General features: G+C 60.7%; 19 protein-coding genes. 8 read left to right on the forward strand and 11 right to left on the reverse strand.

Translation table 11 applies throughout. From position 1 onward, the window contains the following. The first annotated feature begins 106 nt into the window (after positions 1-106). The 4 genes from N8H74_RS16330 to N8H74_RS16345 all read left to right on the forward strand — a co-directional run bounded on the left by N8H74_RS16330 (position 107) and on the right by N8H74_RS16345 (position 4,050). Positions 107-976 (forward strand): hypothetical protein, encoded by an 870-nt coding sequence (locus N8H74_RS16330; RefSeq protein WP_262148787.1) that lies wholly within the window; start codon positions 107-109, stop codon positions 974-976. A gap of 301 nt (positions 977-1,277) precedes the next feature. Further along, on the forward strand, positions 1,278-1,706 hold the full coding sequence (locus N8H74_RS16335; protein WP_262148789.1) for a DUF6124 family protein: 429 nt from the start codon (positions 1,278-1,280) through the stop codon (positions 1,704-1,706). Positions 1,707-1,959: 253 nt separating this feature from the next. Continuing rightward, complete coding sequence (gene rimJ, locus N8H74_RS16340) at positions 1,960-2,547, forward strand: ribosomal protein S5-alanine N-acetyltransferase (RefSeq protein ID WP_262148791.1); 588 nt, start codon at positions 1,960-1,962, stop codon at positions 2,545-2,547. Between the two features lie 69 nt (positions 2,548-2,616). After that, on the forward strand, positions 2,617-4,050 hold the full coding sequence (locus N8H74_RS16345) for a glycosyltransferase family 39 protein (protein ID WP_262148793.1): 1,434 nt from the start codon (positions 2,617-2,619) through the stop codon (positions 4,048-4,050). Here N8H74_RS16345 and N8H74_RS16350 read toward each other — a convergent pair. Continuing rightward, positions 4,001-4,843, reverse strand: coding sequence for a phosphatase PAP2 family protein (locus N8H74_RS16350; RefSeq protein WP_262148795.1), 843 nt, complete (start codon positions 4,841-4,843; stop codon positions 4,001-4,003). The genes N8H74_RS16345 and N8H74_RS16350 overlap by 50 nt on opposite strands. Positions 4,844-4,869: 26 nt before the next feature. Beyond that, on the reverse strand, positions 4,870-5,541 hold the full coding sequence (locus N8H74_RS16355; protein ID WP_262148797.1) for a histidine phosphatase family protein: 672 nt from the start codon (positions 5,539-5,541) through the stop codon (positions 4,870-4,872). A gap of 265 nt (positions 5,542-5,806) precedes the next feature. Between N8H74_RS16355 and N8H74_RS16360 the strand changes: the two genes are divergently transcribed. Beyond that, entirely contained in the window at positions 5,807-7,726 is a 1,920-nt protein-coding gene (locus N8H74_RS16360) for a methyl-accepting chemotaxis protein (RefSeq protein ID WP_262148799.1), read from the forward strand. A 225-nt stretch (positions 7,727-7,951) separates the two neighbouring features. Here the strand turns inward: N8H74_RS16360 and N8H74_RS16365 are convergent, their stop codons facing one another. The 4 genes from N8H74_RS16365 to N8H74_RS16380 all read right to left on the reverse strand — a co-directional run bounded on the left by N8H74_RS16365 (position 7,952) and on the right by N8H74_RS16380 (position 12,122). After that, entirely contained in the window at positions 7,952-8,320 is a 369-nt protein-coding gene (locus tag N8H74_RS16365; protein WP_217831081.1) for a glyoxalase superfamily protein, read from the reverse strand. A gap of 117 nt (positions 8,321-8,437) precedes the next feature. After that, complete coding sequence (locus N8H74_RS16370) at positions 8,438-9,895, reverse strand: D-aminoacylase (RefSeq protein WP_262148849.1); 1,458 nt, start codon at positions 9,893-9,895, stop codon at positions 8,438-8,440. A 1-nt stretch (position 9,896) separates the two neighbouring features. Further along, positions 9,897-10,757 carry a MurR/RpiR family transcriptional regulator gene (locus tag N8H74_RS16375; protein WP_262148800.1) on the reverse strand — a complete coding sequence of 287 codons (861 nt, stop codon included), beginning with the start codon at positions 10,755-10,757 and terminating at the stop codon, positions 9,897-9,899. Positions 10,758-10,772: 15 nt separating this feature from the next. Beyond that, positions 10,773-12,122: a GntP family permease gene (locus N8H74_RS16380; protein ID WP_217831084.1), complete on the reverse strand. Its 1,350-nt coding sequence runs from the start codon at positions 12,120-12,122 to the stop codon at positions 10,773-10,775. 238 nt (positions 12,123-12,360) lie between these two features. Between N8H74_RS16380 and N8H74_RS16385 the strand changes: the two genes are divergently transcribed. Beyond that, entirely contained in the window at positions 12,361-12,519 is a 159-nt protein-coding gene (locus tag N8H74_RS16385) for a hypothetical protein (RefSeq protein ID WP_262148802.1), read from the forward strand. 14 nt (positions 12,520-12,533) lie between these two features. On the opposite strand, the gene N8H74_RS16390 is transcribed toward N8H74_RS16385, so the two are convergent. The 4 genes from N8H74_RS16390 to N8H74_RS16405 form a co-directional block, all read right to left on the reverse strand. Next, the gene (locus N8H74_RS16390) at positions 12,534-13,151 is read right to left on the reverse strand and encodes a Fic family protein (RefSeq protein ID WP_262148804.1); all 618 of its coding nucleotides are present in this window, start codon (positions 13,149-13,151) and stop codon (positions 12,534-12,536) included. A gap of 141 nt (positions 13,152-13,292) precedes the next feature. Further along, the gene (locus N8H74_RS16395; RefSeq protein WP_262148806.1) at positions 13,293-14,186 is read right to left on the reverse strand and encodes an NAD-dependent epimerase/dehydratase family protein; all 894 of its coding nucleotides are present in this window, start codon (positions 14,184-14,186) and stop codon (positions 13,293-13,295) included. A 103-nt stretch (positions 14,187-14,289) separates the two neighbouring features. Next, positions 14,290-15,201: a LysR family transcriptional regulator gene (locus tag N8H74_RS16400; RefSeq protein ID WP_262148808.1), complete on the reverse strand. Its 912-nt coding sequence runs from the start codon at positions 15,199-15,201 to the stop codon at positions 14,290-14,292. A gap of 61 nt (positions 15,202-15,262) precedes the next feature. After that, complete coding sequence (locus N8H74_RS16405; RefSeq protein WP_217831087.1) at positions 15,263-15,853, reverse strand: NAD(P)H-dependent oxidoreductase; 591 nt, start codon at positions 15,851-15,853, stop codon at positions 15,263-15,265. Positions 15,854-16,051: 198 nt separating this feature from the next. Here N8H74_RS16405 and N8H74_RS16410 point away from each other — a divergent pair, with 198 nt between their 5' ends. Continuing rightward, complete coding sequence (locus N8H74_RS16410) at positions 16,052-16,366, forward strand: putative quinol monooxygenase (protein WP_217831088.1); 315 nt, start codon at positions 16,052-16,054, stop codon at positions 16,364-16,366. On the opposite strand, the gene N8H74_RS16415 is transcribed toward N8H74_RS16410, so the two are convergent. After that, positions 16,356-17,120 carry a sulfite exporter TauE/SafE family protein gene (locus N8H74_RS16415; protein ID WP_262148811.1) on the reverse strand — a complete coding sequence of 255 codons (765 nt, stop codon included), beginning with the start codon at positions 17,118-17,120 and terminating at the stop codon, positions 16,356-16,358. The two genes, N8H74_RS16410 and N8H74_RS16415, sit on opposite strands and share 11 nt — an antisense overlap. 212 nt (positions 17,121-17,332) lie before the next feature. Here N8H74_RS16415 and N8H74_RS16420 point away from each other — a divergent pair, with 212 nt between their 5' ends. Next, a complete protein-coding gene (locus N8H74_RS16420; RefSeq protein ID WP_262148813.1) occupies positions 17,333-18,214 on the forward strand; it encodes a LysR substrate-binding domain-containing protein in 882 nt (293 codons plus the stop codon). Positions 18,215-18,229: the final 15 nt, after the last annotated feature.

Genomic DNA, 18,229 nt, shown 5'->3' on the forward strand with positions numbered 1-18,229 from the left:
CAGCTAAATATACCCTATTTTTAACGGATAAATCTGATGTCGTTATGCATAACGTTATTAATGAATATACTGACCCTAGCGAATGCTCCAGCAGGAATAGATGAGAATGGGACGCAAGAGAGTAGTTGGGTTGGATTGGCTTGATCCTGAAAATACGAATCAACGCCTTTGGGCCTTGAAGTATTTGCAAGCGAAAGGCTTAGAGAGAATTTTCCATAGCGGGGAGAGGATCCTTCCGAATGAGCTTCCGTCCCACAACGAAATGCTGGATGCAGGCATGTATATCGAGCAGGACGCAGGCGCGAGCAAACTATTTCGCGACATGAAGGATGCTTGGCGCCAGGAGAGAGACAGAAACAAGAAAAAGGAGAGCGGCCGCCAAGTGTGCGTATTCACTCTGAGTACAGCCACCAAGAGCCATCTGCAAACCATGGCCAAAGAGCAAAAAAAGAGCCCCGCAGCGCTGCTGGAGAGCATGATTACAAAGGCTTACGCAGCCCATATGCGCAGACAGCAAAAGCAACTGCCGAAACAAACTCTGCAAGGGAATCGTCAGTACACAATTCAAGACCTTCACGAGATGTTCGTCGGAGGCGCCATACAGTCCAATAACTCAGCCATCCCCAGCCATTCCTTAACTGAAGAATCAATGGGTGAACCTGAGCTGCTGGAGCAGAAGTCAGGCGAGTACCCTTCGGCAGCTTCAAATGAGCGCTCTAGATCGCAGGCTGACCCAGAAATCGTTGAATCTCTGCTTGAGCAGGAAGAGGCAATTACCCTCATTCCAGATTCACCCTGCAATAGTCAAATGCCGTCCGCGACGGCAGGGGATGATCAGCCAGAACAATCAGCACCGATGGACTTAAATTCAGGCCCGACCGATGATTTCCCTCACGCTCAAACCGACAATCCTTCACCTGTGGTGAAAATCAGTTCCCCAAAGAGAAAAACGTTCAGGTTACCCAGCGCTCGCTGACCAAAAGCCTGGGGCAGCGACATACAACGTTTGGCATTCCAAATGGCATTCCAGACAAAAAATAAAACCGATCTTTTTATTAATAAACAACAAGTTACGTTACCTTTTCAGATTACCCCGGCCCACCAAATCCTCCACAACAAAGCCCGCCAAGTGCGGGCTTTGTTGCATCTGGCATTCCCCTCCCCGCTTCAAACCCACGTCCTAGGAAATTTCCCTCAACACGTATCGACTTCCATGAACTGGTGGCACTCGTTTCGCAAAGTTAATCTCCTGTCTTCGCTGCACGCCGGTGAACGGCATGGATCATGCCGAAGCGCAGGGATCACCCATTACATGGAGCAATGTCATGAAGAAAGACGACCCGAATGCTGTCGAGAGCCCGACGATTTCTGAATCGAAAGCGCTGACGATTACCGAACGCTCGAGGGTTGCCGAGCGGCCGGAGAAGGTTCGCCGGCGTCATGCCCAGCTCGTTCCGGTGAGTAAGATTTTCAGCGTTCGTCCCGATGCCGACTTGCTCACGTTGATGGCTCACGCTTCGCAGAATCTGGCCTCGCTCAGTGTCATGACCCTGGATCTGGTCAACGATCCACAAGGCCCGCAGCGCAGCCGGGCCGTGGCGATTCATCAATTGACCGGGTTGACGGAGATGCTGGTCAGCAGTGCCTTGATCAAGCTCGATCCGTCGCAATCCGCCGAAGAAGAAAAACCGTTCCGGTGTCACTGAGTCGCCGGGCTTCGTTGGCTCGACAACATTGCGATGAACCCAAGGTCTGGCGACATGAACTTTTCTTCACTCCCCCCGCTTCGCCAAACCTGTAAAGTCCGCTCGCTCATTCAAGAAACTACGGTTCGCCCGCACTCTCCTGCGGGCTTTTTTTTGTCCGCGAAAAACACGCTCCCCCGCGAGAGGGGTTCAGGTTTGTGTTTTCTTCGCGACCGGGCAATCCTGTCGTTACCCCCACGACCAGGAGCACCCGATGCCGCTGCTGACCCTGCCCTGCCAACGCCTGACGCTCGCGGTGCTGTCCCCGGATCAGGCCGCGCTGGAGAGCGATTTCTACCGGCGCAATCAGCGCCATCTCGCGCCGTGGTCACCGATCCGTACCACCGATTATTTCTCCACCGAACAGATCCGCCGACGCCTCGAAGTGCAGGCCAGTGCGTTCGAAGCCTCGCTGGCCGTGCATTTCGCGATACTGACCCTCGACGGCCAGCAGATGATCGGCGCCTGCAATTTCAGCGGGATCATTCGCGGGGCGTTTCAGGCGTGTTATCTGGGGTATCACATCGACGAGACACGGCAGGGCGAGGGGTTGATGCAGGAAGCGCTGGAAGCCGCCATCGCATACATGTTCGACACCCAGAACCTGCACCGGATCATGGCCAATTACATTCCCGGCAACGAGCGCAGCGCCCGTTTGCTCGAGCGCCTCGGGTTCGAACGCGAGGGCTATGCCAAGGCGTATCTGAACATCGCCGGGCGCTGGCAGGATCATGTGCTGACCGCGCTGGTCAATGCCGCCTTCGAGGCGCCGGAGCAGCGCTGGTCGCGTTGTCTCGCGTGACGTTCACAAATTGTTAAGGAATGGCCGCGTAAGCTGGGTTTCCCGCTCCCTTCCGGTTGCCTGAAACCTATGTCGCGTTCCGCCTCTTCGCTGTTTCTGCTCGCCGCCCTGCTGTTTTTCTTCGCCTTGGGCAACCATCAGTTGCAAGGCTCCACCGAGGCCCGGGTCGCGGGCATCGCGATGGAGATGCATCTGGACAATGACTGGGTAACGCCGCGTCTGTTCGGCGAGCCGTTCCTGGAAAAACCGCCGCTGAGCCTGTGGCTGGATGCTGGCGCCATGCGCCTGTTCGGGGTGTCGCCATGGGCGGTGCGCCTGGCGTCGGCAGCGGCCGGGCTGCTCAGCGTGATGTTGCTGTATGGCATGCTGCGTCGTTTCGAGCGACCGAAGGCCGTCGCCTGGACGGCGGGGATTCTGCTGGCGACCATGGCCAGCTACTGGAGCAACGTGCGCGGCGTCGGTGAAGATGCGTTGCTGGCGCTCGGGGTCAGCATGGCGTTGCTGGCCTTTTTCCAGTCGCAGCGCGCCTCGACGCCCGGCAGCAGTTTGCTGTTCATCGCAGGGATTGCCATCGCCACCCTGAGCAAAGGCGTCCTGGGTCTGGCGATGCCTGGCGTGGTGATTTTCGCTTACCTGCTGGCGGACAACCTGCTCGACCGGCGTCTGAAGATCAGCGCCTGGTTGCGTCCTGGATGGTTGACCGTGGTTGGCCTGATCCCGCTGCTGATCTGGCTCGCGGTGTTGTATCAGCGCGGTGGCATGCCGGCCGTCAGTGAGGTGTTGCTGACCAACAGCGTCGGACGTTTCAGTGGATCGTTCGTCGAGGCCGGGCATTACGAGCCCTTCTACTATTACCTCGCCAAACTGCCGCAAGCCTTTTTGCCGTGGAACATCCTCGTGTACCTGGGGCTGTGGCATTTTCGCAAGGAGCTGCGGGCCAATCGCTACCTGCTGTTTTTCAGCCTGTGGATCGTTGCGCAATTCGTCATGCTGACCCTGGCCTCAAGCAAACGCACGGTGTACCTGATGTCGATGACCCCGGCGGCGGCCGTGATCGCGGCTGAGTATGCCAGGGTGCTGTTCGACAGATTGAAGGGGCGTGAAAACGGCTGGATCGGCTGGATCGCCCGTCATCGCCAGGCCCTGAGCGTGAGCGTGCTGACGCTGGTGATCGGCAGCTACCTGGTTGCTGCTCTGTGGGCCTTGCCCCGTGCGGATCGCGAACTGTCGTTCCTGCCGCTGACCACCGAGATTCAGACCCTGCAAGCCAGCGGCCATCAGGTGGCGCTGTTTCAGGCCAATGAACGGGTGGGCGGCGCCAGCGTGTTCTACACCCAAAGCGTGCTCAAGGGGCTGGATACCGATGCGCAGCTTCGGGACTTTCTCGGTGCCTCTTCGTTGAACGTGGCGGTGATGTCCGGAGATCAACCGCCAGTGGCGCCGCTGAAGGTGCTCAAGACAATGATGGTGGGGCGGCAGGCGTATTACTTTGTAGGCCTGTGAATGCAGGCGCGTGCTTCTGGCGTACCGGCAACGCCAGTCGCGCCTGCCCGTAGAACGCCAGGGCTGTCAGCAAACAGGTCAGCCAGACGAAGATTCCGGCCCAGAACGTGTGGGACATGTAGTGCCAGCCTTGCAGGACACGTGTCGTGCCGTAGACCAGACCGAGCAGCAGTGAGCCGTACATCACTGCCCCGGAGAAGCGCCACTGGTAACGCCGCGCCACAAAGTACAGTGCCAGCATGGTGAATCCACCGGAGGCATGGCCGCCCGGCCAGCAACGGCCTTCACCGGCGTCATGGAACCACTGGAAATTGCTGAACCAGTCGATGTGTTCCATTTTGCCGCCGTACAGGGTGGTTTCGATCGGGCAATACACGCTGGTGTGCGCCTTCAGGAAGTGAATCACCCCGGTACACAGCGCAAACGCGACCACCACGAACAGAAAGTCACGACGGTGAGCGGTGGTGAATCTCAGGATCGGCGCCACCTTGCTGCGCTCCAGAAAAACACCGAGGCGCGGGCGTTTGGCGGTGTTGAGCAACGGCCAGACAAACGACAGCACCGCACCGATGACCGCCACCTCCCCCGTCCAGTTCGGCACGATCCGCGCCCATTTGTGGGTGAATTGCTCGAAGAGATGGCTCTTTTCGATCGGGAACACCTGGGTCAGCGGGTCGAAGAGCATATTGCTGAAGGCGATGTCGAGATGGGTCATGTCGAACATCACAAACACCAGTGCCGCGCAGGCCAGAGGAATACCGAAGTTGAGCAAATAGAAACGACTGGGCGACATGGCGGGTCCTGAGTTGGGGAAAACATTCATTCTGTGGTCACCGAACGCCAGTCCGAGGCTTCGATAAGGCCGAGTATTTTCGGGGCCGTCGGGGTGGCGGCGGAGATGAACAGCGAAGCGCCGTAACCTGGCGTCGAGGTCGATGCCTTGAGATCTTTCTCCAGTTGCGCCATGCATTCGCTGTGGGTCACCAGAATCAGATTGCGTCCCGCGACCTTGTGCGCGAGCGCCTGCTGCAACATCCGGCCCTTGCAACTGATCAGCCAGTCTTCACCGGTGCCGGCCTTGTTGAACATATAGCCGGCGGTCTGCACCGTGCGCAGCATCGGGCTGTTGTAGATATCGGCCTGGTCCAGGCCAAGCTGTTCGAACTGCGCGCCGACGCCGACCGCGACACTGCGCGAACGGTCGGTAATGCCGTCGTTGCCAGCCAGACACGGCGCTTTGGAATGGTCGCAACGCTCGACGTGGCGCACCAGCACGATCATGTCGCCCTTGGCCCACCCCGCCGCCAGGGCCCGGGCACCGGCCACATTGCCATGGGCCAGGTCTGGCACCGAGGCAGGCGCCAGCAGCCACAGGGTCAGGGGGATGACCAGCAGCGATGCTGCCAGCACCACCAGGGTATTTCGATAACGGGCCAGACCGCTCAGATCAATCGAGCGTTTCAGGCCGAACAGACTCAGTCTCAATTCCACATCAGGCCGCCTCACCGGCATGCACCACGCTTCTCAGGATGCGGCGAGGGTAAAGACGCGAGCGTGGGCAGGCAGTGAAACCCGTGTGAAAAAAGTCTTGGCGGCTGCCCGGAAAACCCTGTTACAGAATCAATCCGACAAAATCCTTTCAGCTCTCGGGTTTGCAGCCGATACAGACCTGCTTACACCCTTGCTGGCTCAAAAAAACAACAAATCTTCCAGCCTAACTGACGATCAAGGAACACAACGTTCTGGAGGAATTGTGATGAATAGCTGGTTCGGTAACATCAGCGTGAACCTCAAATTGGGGCTGGGCTTCGGTCTTGTCCTGGCCCTGACCTGTATTCTCGCCCTGACCGGCTGGACCAGCCTCGGCGGTCTGATCGACCGCAGCAACTGGATGAGCGACATCACCCAGCTCAATGCCGGTCTGACCAAGCTGCGCGTGGTGCGTCTGCAATACATGCTGACCAATGGTGATGAAACCGCCGCGCAGAACGTGCAGACCACACTCGAAGGTTTCGCCGCACAGCAGCAGGCGCTGATCGAGAAATTCAAGAGCCCGGAAAACGTCAAACTGCTCAAGCAGCAGGCCGCGACCATCGCCGAGTATCAGACCTCGCTGAACAAAATGCGCAACGCCTACCGCACCGGCAACAGCGCGCGCGACACCATGGGCGCCAATGCCGAGACCGCATACAACCAGATCGAAGCGATCAGCGCCCGCGTGCAGCAGATGCCACTGAGCGATCAGCGCTTCGAACAGTTCCAGGCCATCACCACCGCCAAGGAAGCGTTCATCCTGGCGCGCTACGAAGTGCGCGGCTACACCGCCACCGCCAACGCCGATACCGAGCAGAAAGCCGTCGGCCAACTGGACGTGGCCATCGCCAGCCTCAAGCAGTTGAACGTGCACTTTGCCGACAGCCAGCAGGACGCCCTGCGTTCTCTGGAAACCGCGCTGATCAACTACCGCAGCGCCTTGCAGGCGTTCAAGACCGCCAACAGCGAAGCGGTGCAGGCGCGCAAGGAAATGACCGACCAGGGCAACCTGATCGTCTCCCTCAGCGAACAGCTGTATCAGATCCAGCTCGACCGCCGTGACATCGAAAGTGCCCAGGCTCGCACCCTGCAATTGATCAGTACCCTGCTGGCGCTGCTGGTCGGCGTGATTGCCGCCGTGGTCATCACCCGGCAGATCACCCGTCCGCTGCAAGAAACCCTGACCGTGGTCGAGCGCATCGCCGGCGGCGACCTGACCCACAACGTCACCGTCACCCGCCGTGACGAACTCGGCGTGCTGCAACAAGGCATCGGGCGCATGGGCGTGACCCTGCGTGACTTGATCAGCGGCATCCGCGACGGCGTCACCCAGATCGCCAGCGCCGCCGAAGAGTTGTCGGCCGTGACCGAGCAGACCAGCGCCGGGGTCAACAGCCAGAAAGTCGAGACCGATCAGGTCGCCACCGCCATGCACGAGATGACCGCCACCGTGCAGGAAGTCGCGCGCAACGCCGAGGAAGCCTCGCAAGCCGCTGCCGCCGCTGACGGCGAAGCCCGTGAAGGCGATAAAGTGGTGAACGAAGCCATCGCGCAGATCGAGCGTCTGGCCAGCGAAGTGGTGCGTTCCACCGAAGCCATGAGCGTGCTGCAACAGGAAAGCGACAAGATCGGCAGCGTGATGGACGTGATCAAGGCCGTGGCCGAGCAAACCAACCTGCTGGCCCTCAACGCCGCCATCGAAGCCGCCCGTGCCGGTGAAGCCGGTCGTGGTTTCGCCGTGGTCGCCGACGAGGTCCGTGGCCTGGCTCAGCGTACGCAGAAATCCACCGAGGAAATCGAAGGCCTGGTGGCCGGTCTGCAGAACGGCACTCAGCAAGTCTCGGCGGTGATGAACAACAGCCGCGCCCTGACCGACAGCAGCGTCGCCCTGACCCGCAAGGCCGGCTCGTCCCTGGAAAACATCACCCGCACGGTGTCGAACATCCAGTCGATGAACCAGCAGATCGCCGCTGCCGCCGAACAGCAAAGCGCCGTGGCCGAGGAAATCAGCCGCAGCATCATCAACGTGCGCGACGTCTCGGAGCAGACCGCTGCGGCCAGCGACGAGACGGCCGCGTCGAGCGTTGAACTGGCGCGCCTGGGTGGTCAGTTGCAGACCATGGTCAGCCACTTCCGAGTTTGACACTGCGTCAGCACTGACGAAAAAGCCCGCTGCCAGACCGCAATGGTTTGGCAGCGGGCTTTTTTATTTGGCTTGCGACTTTTCCCCTCACCCCAGCCTCTCCCGGAGGGAGAGGGAGCCGATTGGTGCGCTGTTCAAAATCCAAGTTCGACTCGGTAGCTCATGTCGACTCAGCCCTCCCAGACACTCGATCAGTCCCCTGGTCACGGTGAGGGGCTTGCGGGGTCAGACGCTGATCGCGTTGGTGAACACCAGCCGATTGCCAAACGGATCAGTCACCGTCATGTCCTGGCTGCCCCACGGCATTGCCTGAATCTGCGGGCGGGCGAATGGGTATTCGCTGGCGATCAACTGCTGCTGGAACGCTTCCAGTTCATCGGTCTCGATCCGCAGGGCCGAGCCCGGTGTCGCATCGCCGTGGTGTTCGGACAGATGCAGCACGCACTCGCCCCGCGAGACTTGCAGGTACAGCGGGAAATTCGCCTCGAAACGGTGTTGCCAGTCGATCTTGAAACCGAGGAAATCGACGTAGAACGCTACCGCCTTGGCCTCATCGAAAATCCGCAGGATCGGGGTGGTTTTACCGAAGCTCATGGGGTGCTCCCTGACTGGTTGGCCCCACAGTCTAGATGGGGTGGATGTCAGCAATTCGGCTTGGCGCAGGCTTTCTTTAATTGCAATGTGCCACCACTGTGACGCATTGCTCGAAACTCAGCGAAAGCTGTCGCGCAAATCCCCTTGCCGCGCCAGAAACCGCCCTTCCCGGCGACCATTGGCCTGTCCATCTTGATAACTCAACACGCCATTGACCCACACCCCGTCAATCCCCTGCGCCGCCCGCTGCGGGTCGTTGAAGTCCGCTACGTCGCGCACGGTCGCCGGATCGAACAACACCAGATCCGCCCAGTGTCCTTCACGGATCTCGCCTCTGTCCTTCAAACCAAAGCGCGCGGCCGACAGACCGGTCATCTTGTGTACAGCGGTATGCAGCGGAAACAGGCCGATGTCGCGACTGAAATGTCCGAGCACCCGTGGGAAAGCGCCCCACAAGCGCGGATGCGGGAACGGGTCTTCCGGCAGTCCGTCAGAACCGACCATCGACAGCGGATGGGCGAGGATCCGGCGCACGTCGTTCTCGTCCATGCCGTAATACACCGCGCCGGCCGGTTGCAGGCGTCTGGCAGCGTCGAGCAGAGACACCTTCCATTCGCCGGCGATGTCGATCAGGTCGCGACCGCCCATCTGCGGATGCGGTGTCGACCAGGTGATGGTGATGCGGTGAGCATCGGTGACCTGCTTCAAATCCAGGGTCGAGGAGCTGGCCGCGTAGGGATAACAATCGCAGCCGACCGGATGGGTTTTCGCCGCTGCCTCCAGCGATGCGAGCAACTGCGGACTACGCCCCCAGTTACCGGCGCCGGCACATTTGAGGTGGGAAATGATCACCGGCGACCGGGCGTGACGGCCGATGCGAAAGGCCTCGTCCATCGCCTCCAGCACCGGTTCGAATTCGCTGCGCAAATGGGTGGTGTACACCGCGCCGAACGCCGTCAGTTCTTCGGTCAGTTGCATGACCTCGTCGGTGGACGCCGAGAAGGCACTCGCATAGGCCAGCCCTGTGGACAAGCCGAGCGCACCTGCCTCGAGGCTTTCGCGCAACTGCTCGCGCATCGCGGCGATTTCCTCGGCGCTCGCCGTGCGGAAGAGGTCGTCGAGGTGATTGCTGCGCAGCGCCGTGTGGCCGACCAGCGCCGCCACGTTCAACGTGGTGTTGGCCGCCTCGACCGCCGCGCGGTAATCACTGAACCGTGGATAGACGAACGCGGCGGCCGAACCGAGCAGGTTCATCGGATCCGGCGGATCACCGCGCAGGCTGACCGGCGAGGCGCTGATCCCGCAGTTGCCGACGATCACCGTGGTCACGCCCTGGCTGAGCTTGGGCAACATTTGCGGCTGACGGATCACCACGGTGTCGTCATGGGTGTGCACATCGATGAAACCCGGCGCCAGCACTCGGCCGGCGGCGTCGATCTCATCGGTGGCGCGCGCATCGCCCAGGTCGCCAATGCGCGCGATGCGACCATCGACGATTGCCACGTCGGCGGCGTAGCCGGGGATATTGCTGCCATCGATGACCAGGGCGTTGCGGATCAGGGTGTCGTACAGCATGTCAGTCTCCCAGCGGCAGGTGATCGTCGCCGCCACGGTATTCGTCGAGGGCAAGTTTGATCCGCCGCAGACGCTCTTGGTTATCTTCAGGATTGGCCAGCGCCAGCTCGGTGGCCAGCACATCGATGGCGAGCAACATGCCGTAACGCGCCGCCGTTGGTTTGTAGATGAACGAGGTTTCTGCACCTTGCAGCGGCAGCACGATGTCGGCCAGCTCCGCCAGCGGCGAGTCGGCGCGGGTGATGGCGAGGATTCGCGCGCCATAGTTGCGCGCCAGTTCCACGGTTTCCAGCAATTCCGGGGTGATGCCGGTCAGCGAACAGACAATCAGCACATGTTCCGCACTGAGACTGGCGGCCGTGACGCGCATCATCACCGCGTCGTGGCACACCGCAACCGGATAGCCCAGGCGCACCAGACGCACCTGCAACTCATCGCTGCACAGGGTCGAGCAACCGCCCATGCCGAAGGCGTGAATCATCTGCGCCTTGCCCAGCAACGTTACCGCATCGGCGAAACGCGACTCGTCGAACGCCGCCAGGTGCTGGCGCAGAGTGGTTTCGATGTCGCCGACGATCTGCCCGTAGAACGCCGATTGCTCGGGCGTCCGCGCCGGGTCGAGAAAGCGGCTGCCGACGCCGCTGGCCTGGGCCAGTTGCAGGCGCAGGTCACGCAGGTCGCGGCAACCGACCGTGCGGGCAAACCGTGACAGCGTGGCGGTGCTGACTTCCGCCCGGTGCGCGAGGTCTTCGAGGCTGGCGGACGCGGCAAATCCGACGTCGTCGAGCATCAGACGGGCGATGCGTCCCTCACCGGCGCTGAAGGAATCCTGACGGGCGCGGATCTGATAAAGGATGTCCATGACGCAGGGCTCCGGTTAAAGCAGGTAGGAAAGGCCGACGGTCAGCGCGAACGCGACCAGCGAAATCAGGGTTTCCAGCACCGTCCAGGTCTTGAAGGTCTGGGCAACGGTCATGTTGAAGTATTCCTTGATCAACCAGAAGCCACCGTCGTTGACGTGGGAAAAGATAACCGACCCCGCGCCAGTCGCCAGCACCAGCAGCTCCGGGTGTGGATAACCCAGGCCGATGGCGACCGGCGCCACCACGCCGGAAGCCGTGGTCATCGCCACCGTGGCCGAACCGGTGGCGATGCGCATCAGCGCGGCGAACAACCAGCCCATGATCAGCGGCGACAGGTGAAATTCGTGGGCCAGGCCGACGATCTGATCGGTTACGCCGGCGTCTACCAGAATCCGGTTCAGGCCACCGCCGGCGCCCACCAGCAAGGTGATGCTGGCGGTCGGAGCAAGGCATTCGTTGGTGAACTTGAGGATCGATTCGCGATTGAAGCCCTGGGCCAGCCCCAGGGTCCAGAAACTCAGCAGCGTCGCCAGCAACAACGCGATGACCGAGTTGCCGATGAACAACAGGAACTGATTGAAGCCGCTGCCCGGCGTGGAAATCAGGTTGGCCCAGCCACCGATCAACATCAGCACCACCGGCAACAGAATGGTCGCCATGGTGATGCCGAATCCCGGCAGGCTGTCGCGGGGCTCGCGCTCGAGGAATTGCTTTTCCAGCGGGTTGTCCGCCGGCAACTGAATGCGCGGCACGATGAATTTGGCGTACAGCGGACCGGCGATGATCGCCGTCGGAATACCAATCGCAATCGCGTAGAGCAAGGTCTGCCCGACCGACGCCTGATAGGCCTGTACCGCCAGCATCGCCGCCGGATGCGGCGGCACCAGCGCATGCACCACAGACAGCCCGGCGACCATCGGCAGACCGACCATCAGGATCGACACGCCGACCCGCCGCGCCACGGTAAAGGCAATCGGCACCAGCAAGACAAAACCGACCTCGAAAAACAGCGGCAGCCCCACCAGAAACGCAATGCACACCATCGCCCAGTGCGCGTTCTTCTCGCCGAAACGCTCAATCAGCGTACGCGCCATCTGCTCGGCCCCGCCGGACTCGGCCATCATCTTGCCGAGCATCGTGCCCAGCGCGACCACCAGCGCAATATGCCCCAGCGTCTTGCCCACCCCGGCCTCATACGCCCCCACGACGCCGGACGGCGGCATCCCCGCCACCAGCGCCAGGCCGATGGACACCAGCGTGATGACAATGAACGGATTGAGCCGGTAACGGGCGATCAGAACGATCAGGGCAATGATGGCAACGGCAGCATAGACCAGCAGCCAATAGCCGAAGGAAGGCGTCATGCGGTACTCCTCGAAAGGGTCACGTCGAATGGATTGTGAAACTCATAAATCATTTCGAGATCGAGTTTTCAAACGAAGTGAAAATAATTTTCGTGGAGGGATAAGGGTTGTCGCTAACGGGTATGGGATGTCGTGAATAATGAAAATCGAGGGGTGGGATTTACATGTATCCGGTGCGCGGTTTTCAAACTTTGGCCAAGCGCTATACTCGTCTCACATTCTCTATAGGGTGATCTCAATGACCACCGCACGCCGTACACGGAAACTGACCAACGAAACACTGATTCGCGCGATTGCCAGCTCGACAGCCATCGAAACCGGTCAAAGTGTCGAAGCGATTGAACGCAAGCTCAAAGATAAAACCAGCAAGTTCTCCCATCTTTCGCTGGCCCGATAGGTAAGTGTTGAGATTCAGGCCAGCAGCGCCCTCCTCACCCAATACTCCATGGGCTCATAGTTGCAACTGAGCCCTTGGTTGATCGCAGCAAAGTACGCCTCCCTGTTTCGCTCCCAACTGCTGTAATCCAGCGGGACAAAACCTGCCTGCACCGCCATGACATCGGCCAGCAATCTCGACAAGCGCCCGTTACCTTCGCGAAACGGATGAATCAGGATGAACTCTACGTGGGTGACAGCGATGGCCTTGATCAATTTTTCATCAAGATCCGGCTGGCAGGGTGTGTACCTCGCAAGACAATCTCTTTCAAAACCATCGAGCAGCCGAGGAATCTGCGACGCCGCAGCAAAGAAAAAATCGTCCTTCCCCATGTTCACCGCACGTACCTCACCGGCCCATGAATAAAGATTCCCGAGCCAGTGCCTGTGCCAGTCCTTCAAATCCTGAACAGTCAGAGATCGTGCCGGCAGATGTTCGATAAGTAGGGACTGGTACAGTTTTTCCAGCAACACCAGCTCTGCTTCGTCCATCTCGTCAGGATCAGTAATTCCCAATTTGTTGCTCAACACTTGCTCGTTGGAGCCTGGCTCATAACTGCTCTGGCTACCCTCAGCATTGTAACGGTCAATCATCCTTGCACCTGCAAGAAACGGCGAATATTGAAAGCACCATAGGCTTGAAGCGTGCTGGAGCAAACCCTGGAAACGCAAACGGCTACCCGAGGGCAGCCGCTCAAACGTTGATCGCCAAGCCCCGCCGGGCTTGAACGTCAATCACACCATTTCGTTACGAATCCATTCAACCACCGAGGTGCGTTTCGGTGCCCAGCCCAACAGTTCACGGGCGTGTTTGCCGCGGACACGGCTGTTGGAGCCGAGGCCGTAGTTGGCCATTTCGTAGCCCCATTCGGCTTCAGCGTCTTGCAGCGGCCAGTCCTGGGGTTCGCCGAGGTTCAGGGCTTCTGCCATGGCGGTGGTCATGTCGATGAACGACGCTTCGCCGCTTTCGACGAAGTAGAAGGTGCCCGGTACGTTTTTGCTCAGCGCCAGCAGGTACAGCGAGACCACGTCTTCGATATGCACGTTGGACCAGATGTTCTGCCCCGTGCCGACATGCCGGACCACGCCGCTTTTACGTGCCTGTTTCAGCAGGCGCGGCAACTGCACGCTGTCGCGGTTGACACCCAAGCTGTGGCCGTAGATCAGGGTGTTGCAGATCACTGCCGAGTTCACCCCGTCCTGCGCCGCCGCGAGGATCAGGTTGTCTATGGCGACGCGGGCAGCCTTGTCGACGGTGGGCTGCGGCAGGTTGTCTTCGAAGTAGATGATGTCGCTGGACTTGCCGCCCGACGCATCGCCGACGATGCTCGACCCGCTGGTGTGCAGGAACACTTTGTTCGAACCGCGCAAAGCATCAAGCAAGGCTTCGACCGCGCCGCGATGGTCGCTGCTGGCGGCGTTGATGACGGCATCGGCCGCGCGGGCCTGTTCGCTGAGTAGCGCTTTATCGTCGAGGGTGCCGATCACCGGAGTGATGCCCAGTGCCTTGAGTTCAGCGGCTTGTTCGGCACTGCGCACCAGGCCGGTGACGGTGTGCCCGGCCTGGATCAGACCGGTGGCGATGGAGCCGCCGATAAAGCCGGCAGCGCCGGTAACGAATACGTTCATGGAGAAACTCCCTGCGTGAGTAAGTGATGCAACGAGTATCGACTTGCGGTGCGGCTGGAAAAACCCGCCCTCGGCCAATTCACTCTTGCGCAGGAATCACGAATCAGCCCTGGAAGTCGGCGCTGGCATACGCCGCCAGTTTGCCCTGGATGAAATCGAGGAAGCATTGAATGCGCAACGCCAGTTGCGAGTTACGGTAATACACCGCGTTGATCGGCTGCCGGTAACCGCTGTTGAATTGCGCCAGCAACACCTTGAGCCGGCCGGCGCGGATGTCGTCGATGGTCATGAAGTGCGACAAACAGGCAATGCCCTGCCCTTCCAGCGCCAGATGCCGCACGGTTTCGCCGCTGGATGCGCTGATCGCCGGGATGATCGGCCAGCGGTCGCCGTGCACGTAACGCAGCGGCCACTGGTTGAGGCCTTCGTTCTGGGTGAAACCGAGCAAGGTGTGTTCGCTCAGGTTCGCCACTTCCAGCGGTTCGCCATGTTTTTCCAGATAGGCGGGGCTGGCGACAATCAGCAGCGGGCTGCACCCCAGCGAACGCGCATGCAGCGTCGAGTCGGCAAGCGTGCCGATGCGGATGGCGATGTCAGTGCTTTGTTCCAGCAAGTCAATGATCAGGTCATTGCTGTTGAGTTCGAGCTGGATGTCCGGATACAGCCGGCGGAACTCATCGATGTACGGCACGATGGCGTGCAGCATGAATGGTGATGCCGCGTTGATCCGCAACCGCCCGGATGGATTCTGCTGGCGCGAGGACAGGCGCTCTTCGAGTTGATCCATCTGGTCGAGAATCAACTTGGCCTGCTCGAAGAAATACTTGCCCTCCTCGGTCAGATCCATGCGCCGCGTGGTGCGGTTGATCAACGTAGTGTCGAGCTTGCCCTCCAGCCGCGACAAGGTACGGCTGACCGCCGACGGCGTCTGCCCGACCTGTTCGGCGGCGGCGGAAATCGAACCGCATTCGATCACGCAGACGAAAATCTGCAACTCATCGGATCTGGCTTTCACGGATGTCCTCGAATCGAAAAGGCCTGCTGCGCAAGCTCAGGCCTTCGATAGTAGCCGAGTGTCAGGCCTTGAGGCCAAACACCTCGGTCAGGTGCTGCTCGTAACGCGCCACGTCGGCCTCGATGTTCGGACGCTTCATCACGTCCACGCAAAGGAACGTCGGCAGGCCGGTCATACCGAGGAACTGGTTGGCCTTGTGGAACGGGAAATACACGGCGTCCACGCCCTTGGCTTCGAAGAAGTCGGTCGGGTCGTCGAAGGCTTGCTGCGGGGCGTTCCAGGTCAGCGACAACATGTATTGCTTGCCCTGGATCAGACCGCCGCTGCCGTACTTCTGCGACGCGTCGGAACGGGTACGGCCGTCGCTGGCGTAGAGGCTGCCGTGACCTTCGGTGAAGACTTCGTCGATGTACTTTTTCACCGTCCACGGCGCGCCCATCCACCAGCCCGGCATCTGATAAATGACCACGTCGGCCCAGAGGAACTTGGCGACTTCCTCGGCGATGTCGTAACCCTCGTCGATGAAGGTGGTCTTGACGTCGACACCGCCGCGATCCAGCACACTCAGCGCCGCTTCGTGCAGGGTGGTGTTGTAGCGACCATCGGAGTGAGCGAATTTTTTACCGCCATTGAGCAACAGGACTTTTTTCATGGAGCGCCTCAATCGGATTCCGATGCGCAGCCGCCGGGGCTGGATGGAGAAGGGAGAAATTTGAATGGCGGCAGATTAGCGACCGGTCTCGCGCGGAATAAGCCGTGGCCGCGCAAAATACATTTGATAAAAACGCACGAATCAAGAGCAGATTGTTGCCGTAGGATTGGCCGCCATCTGAACTGGAGGAAGTGTCTGATGAGTGAACGTCACGGTTTTATCCTGCACGCCAAGACCCGCCCGGAAAAAGCCGAGGCCTTCGAGGCGCTGTTTCGCGCCTATGTCGAACCGAGCCGCGCGGAGCCGGGTTGCATCGAGTACCACATGCTGCGCGACAAAGAAGATCCGACCCTGTTCATCTTCTATGAGATCTGGGAATCCCGGGCGCATCTGGACGTGCATTCGAACCTGCCGCACATGCAGGAATTCTTCGCCAAGCGCATGGATTACCTGGAGCGGGATTTCGATATCCGTCCGATCGAAATGCTCAGCGCGTCGTCGGCTAGCCGCTGATCAACAGGTGGGCGCCGAGCGCGCCCAGACCGACGAAGAACACCCGCTTGAACAGCACCGCGCTGATCCGCTGCCGCAGCCATTGGCCGAGCAACATGCCCAGCACCGCCGGGATCAGCGCCAGCAGCGAGGCGCTCAACTCCCCGCCGCCCAGCGCCCCGCGCCAAAGCAATCCACCGGCCAGAGCCAGGGTCGACACGGTGAAGGACAGGCCCAGCGCCTGCACCAGTTCATCGCGGTTCAAGCCCAGGGCCTGCAGGTACGGCACCGCCGGAATCACGAATACGCCGGTGGCCGAGGTGATGACGCCGGTGATCACCCCACACAACGGCCCCAGCCACGGTTCGTGACGACGATTGACACGCAGCGTCGGCAGGAACAGACCGCTCAGCGCATACAGCAACAATGCCGCGCCAAGCCCGCGCACCACCCAGTGCCCGCCCGCCATGCCGATCCATAACGTGCCGATGCCGGTGCCGAGAAAGATCATCAGCAGCATCGGCCACAGCCGTTGGATCAGCCCGCGCAAATGCCCGCCGAATGCCAGTTGCCAGACATTGGTCAGCGTTGCCGGAATAATCAGCAGCGCCGCAGCCTGCGACGGTGCCATAGCCAGGCCGAGCAGCCCCATGGCGACCGTGGGCAGGCCGAGGCCGATCACGCCTTTGATCAGGCCGGCGACGATGAAAGTGGCGATCACCAGCAAAGACAGGGTCAGGCCGAGGTTCTGGTAAAAATCTGCGAGTGCGTTCATGGCGCTACTGTGCGCTTCGAGCGGCGGGTTGAAAATCTGGCATACACTGAGGTTGCCTCTTGATTTTCAAGAGGCTTGGATTTTCCTTGAAGCGGCGGGCCTCTTCGCGGGCAAGCCCGCTCCCACAGATTTTGTGTTCGCCACCGAACCCATACGGGAGTGGGCTTGCCCACGAAGAGGCCGACCCTGACACCCAAAATACCGAGCGCCTCATGCACTTCGACCTCACCGACCTGCGCCTCTACCTGCACATCCTCGACACCGGCAACATCACCGCCGGCGCGGCCCGCAGCCACCTCTCGCTGGCCGCCGCCAGCGCGCGCATCCGCGCCATGGAAGCCTCGTTGGGCACCGAGTTCCTGCAACGCGGGCGCCGTGGGGTCACGCCGACAGCGGCGGGCAAGGCCCTGGCGCAACATGCGCGGATACTTCTGCAACAGGCCGAGCGGATGCAACAGGACCTGGCCGACTACGCCCGAGGCGTCAAAGGTCAGGTACGCCTGTTGTGCAACACCACCGCCATGACCGAATACCTGCCGGAGGTGCTGGCGGACTTTCTGTGCAGTCACCCGAATCTGGACATCGACTTGCAGGAGTTGCCCAGCGCCCGCATCACCCATGCCTTGCGCCAGGGCGCGGCGGATCTGGGGATTGTCTCCGATGCGGTCGATACCACCGATTTGCAGACCCGCCCCTTTCGCGACGACCCTCTGGTGCTGATTCTGCCGACGGGTCATCCGCTGGCCGAACGTTCGTCGCTGACCTTCAGCGAAACCCTCGGCCACGACTTCGTGGCGCTGGGTGTCGACAGCGCGCTGGCGATTCATCTGGAGGAACAGGCGCTGCACATCGGCCAACGGATGTCGATCCGCATCCGCGCCGACGGCTTCGATGGCGTGACGCGCATGGTCGCCCGAGGCGCCGGGTTGGCAATCGTGCCGAAAGTCGCCATCGAACGCTGGGCGCCGGCGGGCGGAGTCATCAGCCGGCCGCTGGACGAATCCTGGGCCAACCGCCGGCTGCAACTGTGCGCGCGCCGTTTCGAGCAGCTGCCCGGTTACGCCCAGGCGTTGCTCGAGGCGCTGATGCCTTGACTCTACCGCTAGGGG

This window comes from Pseudomonas sp. B2M1-30, assembly GCF_025447575.1.
Taxonomy (GTDB): Bacteria; Pseudomonadota; Gammaproteobacteria; order Pseudomonadales; family Pseudomonadaceae; genus Aquipseudomonas; species Aquipseudomonas botevensis.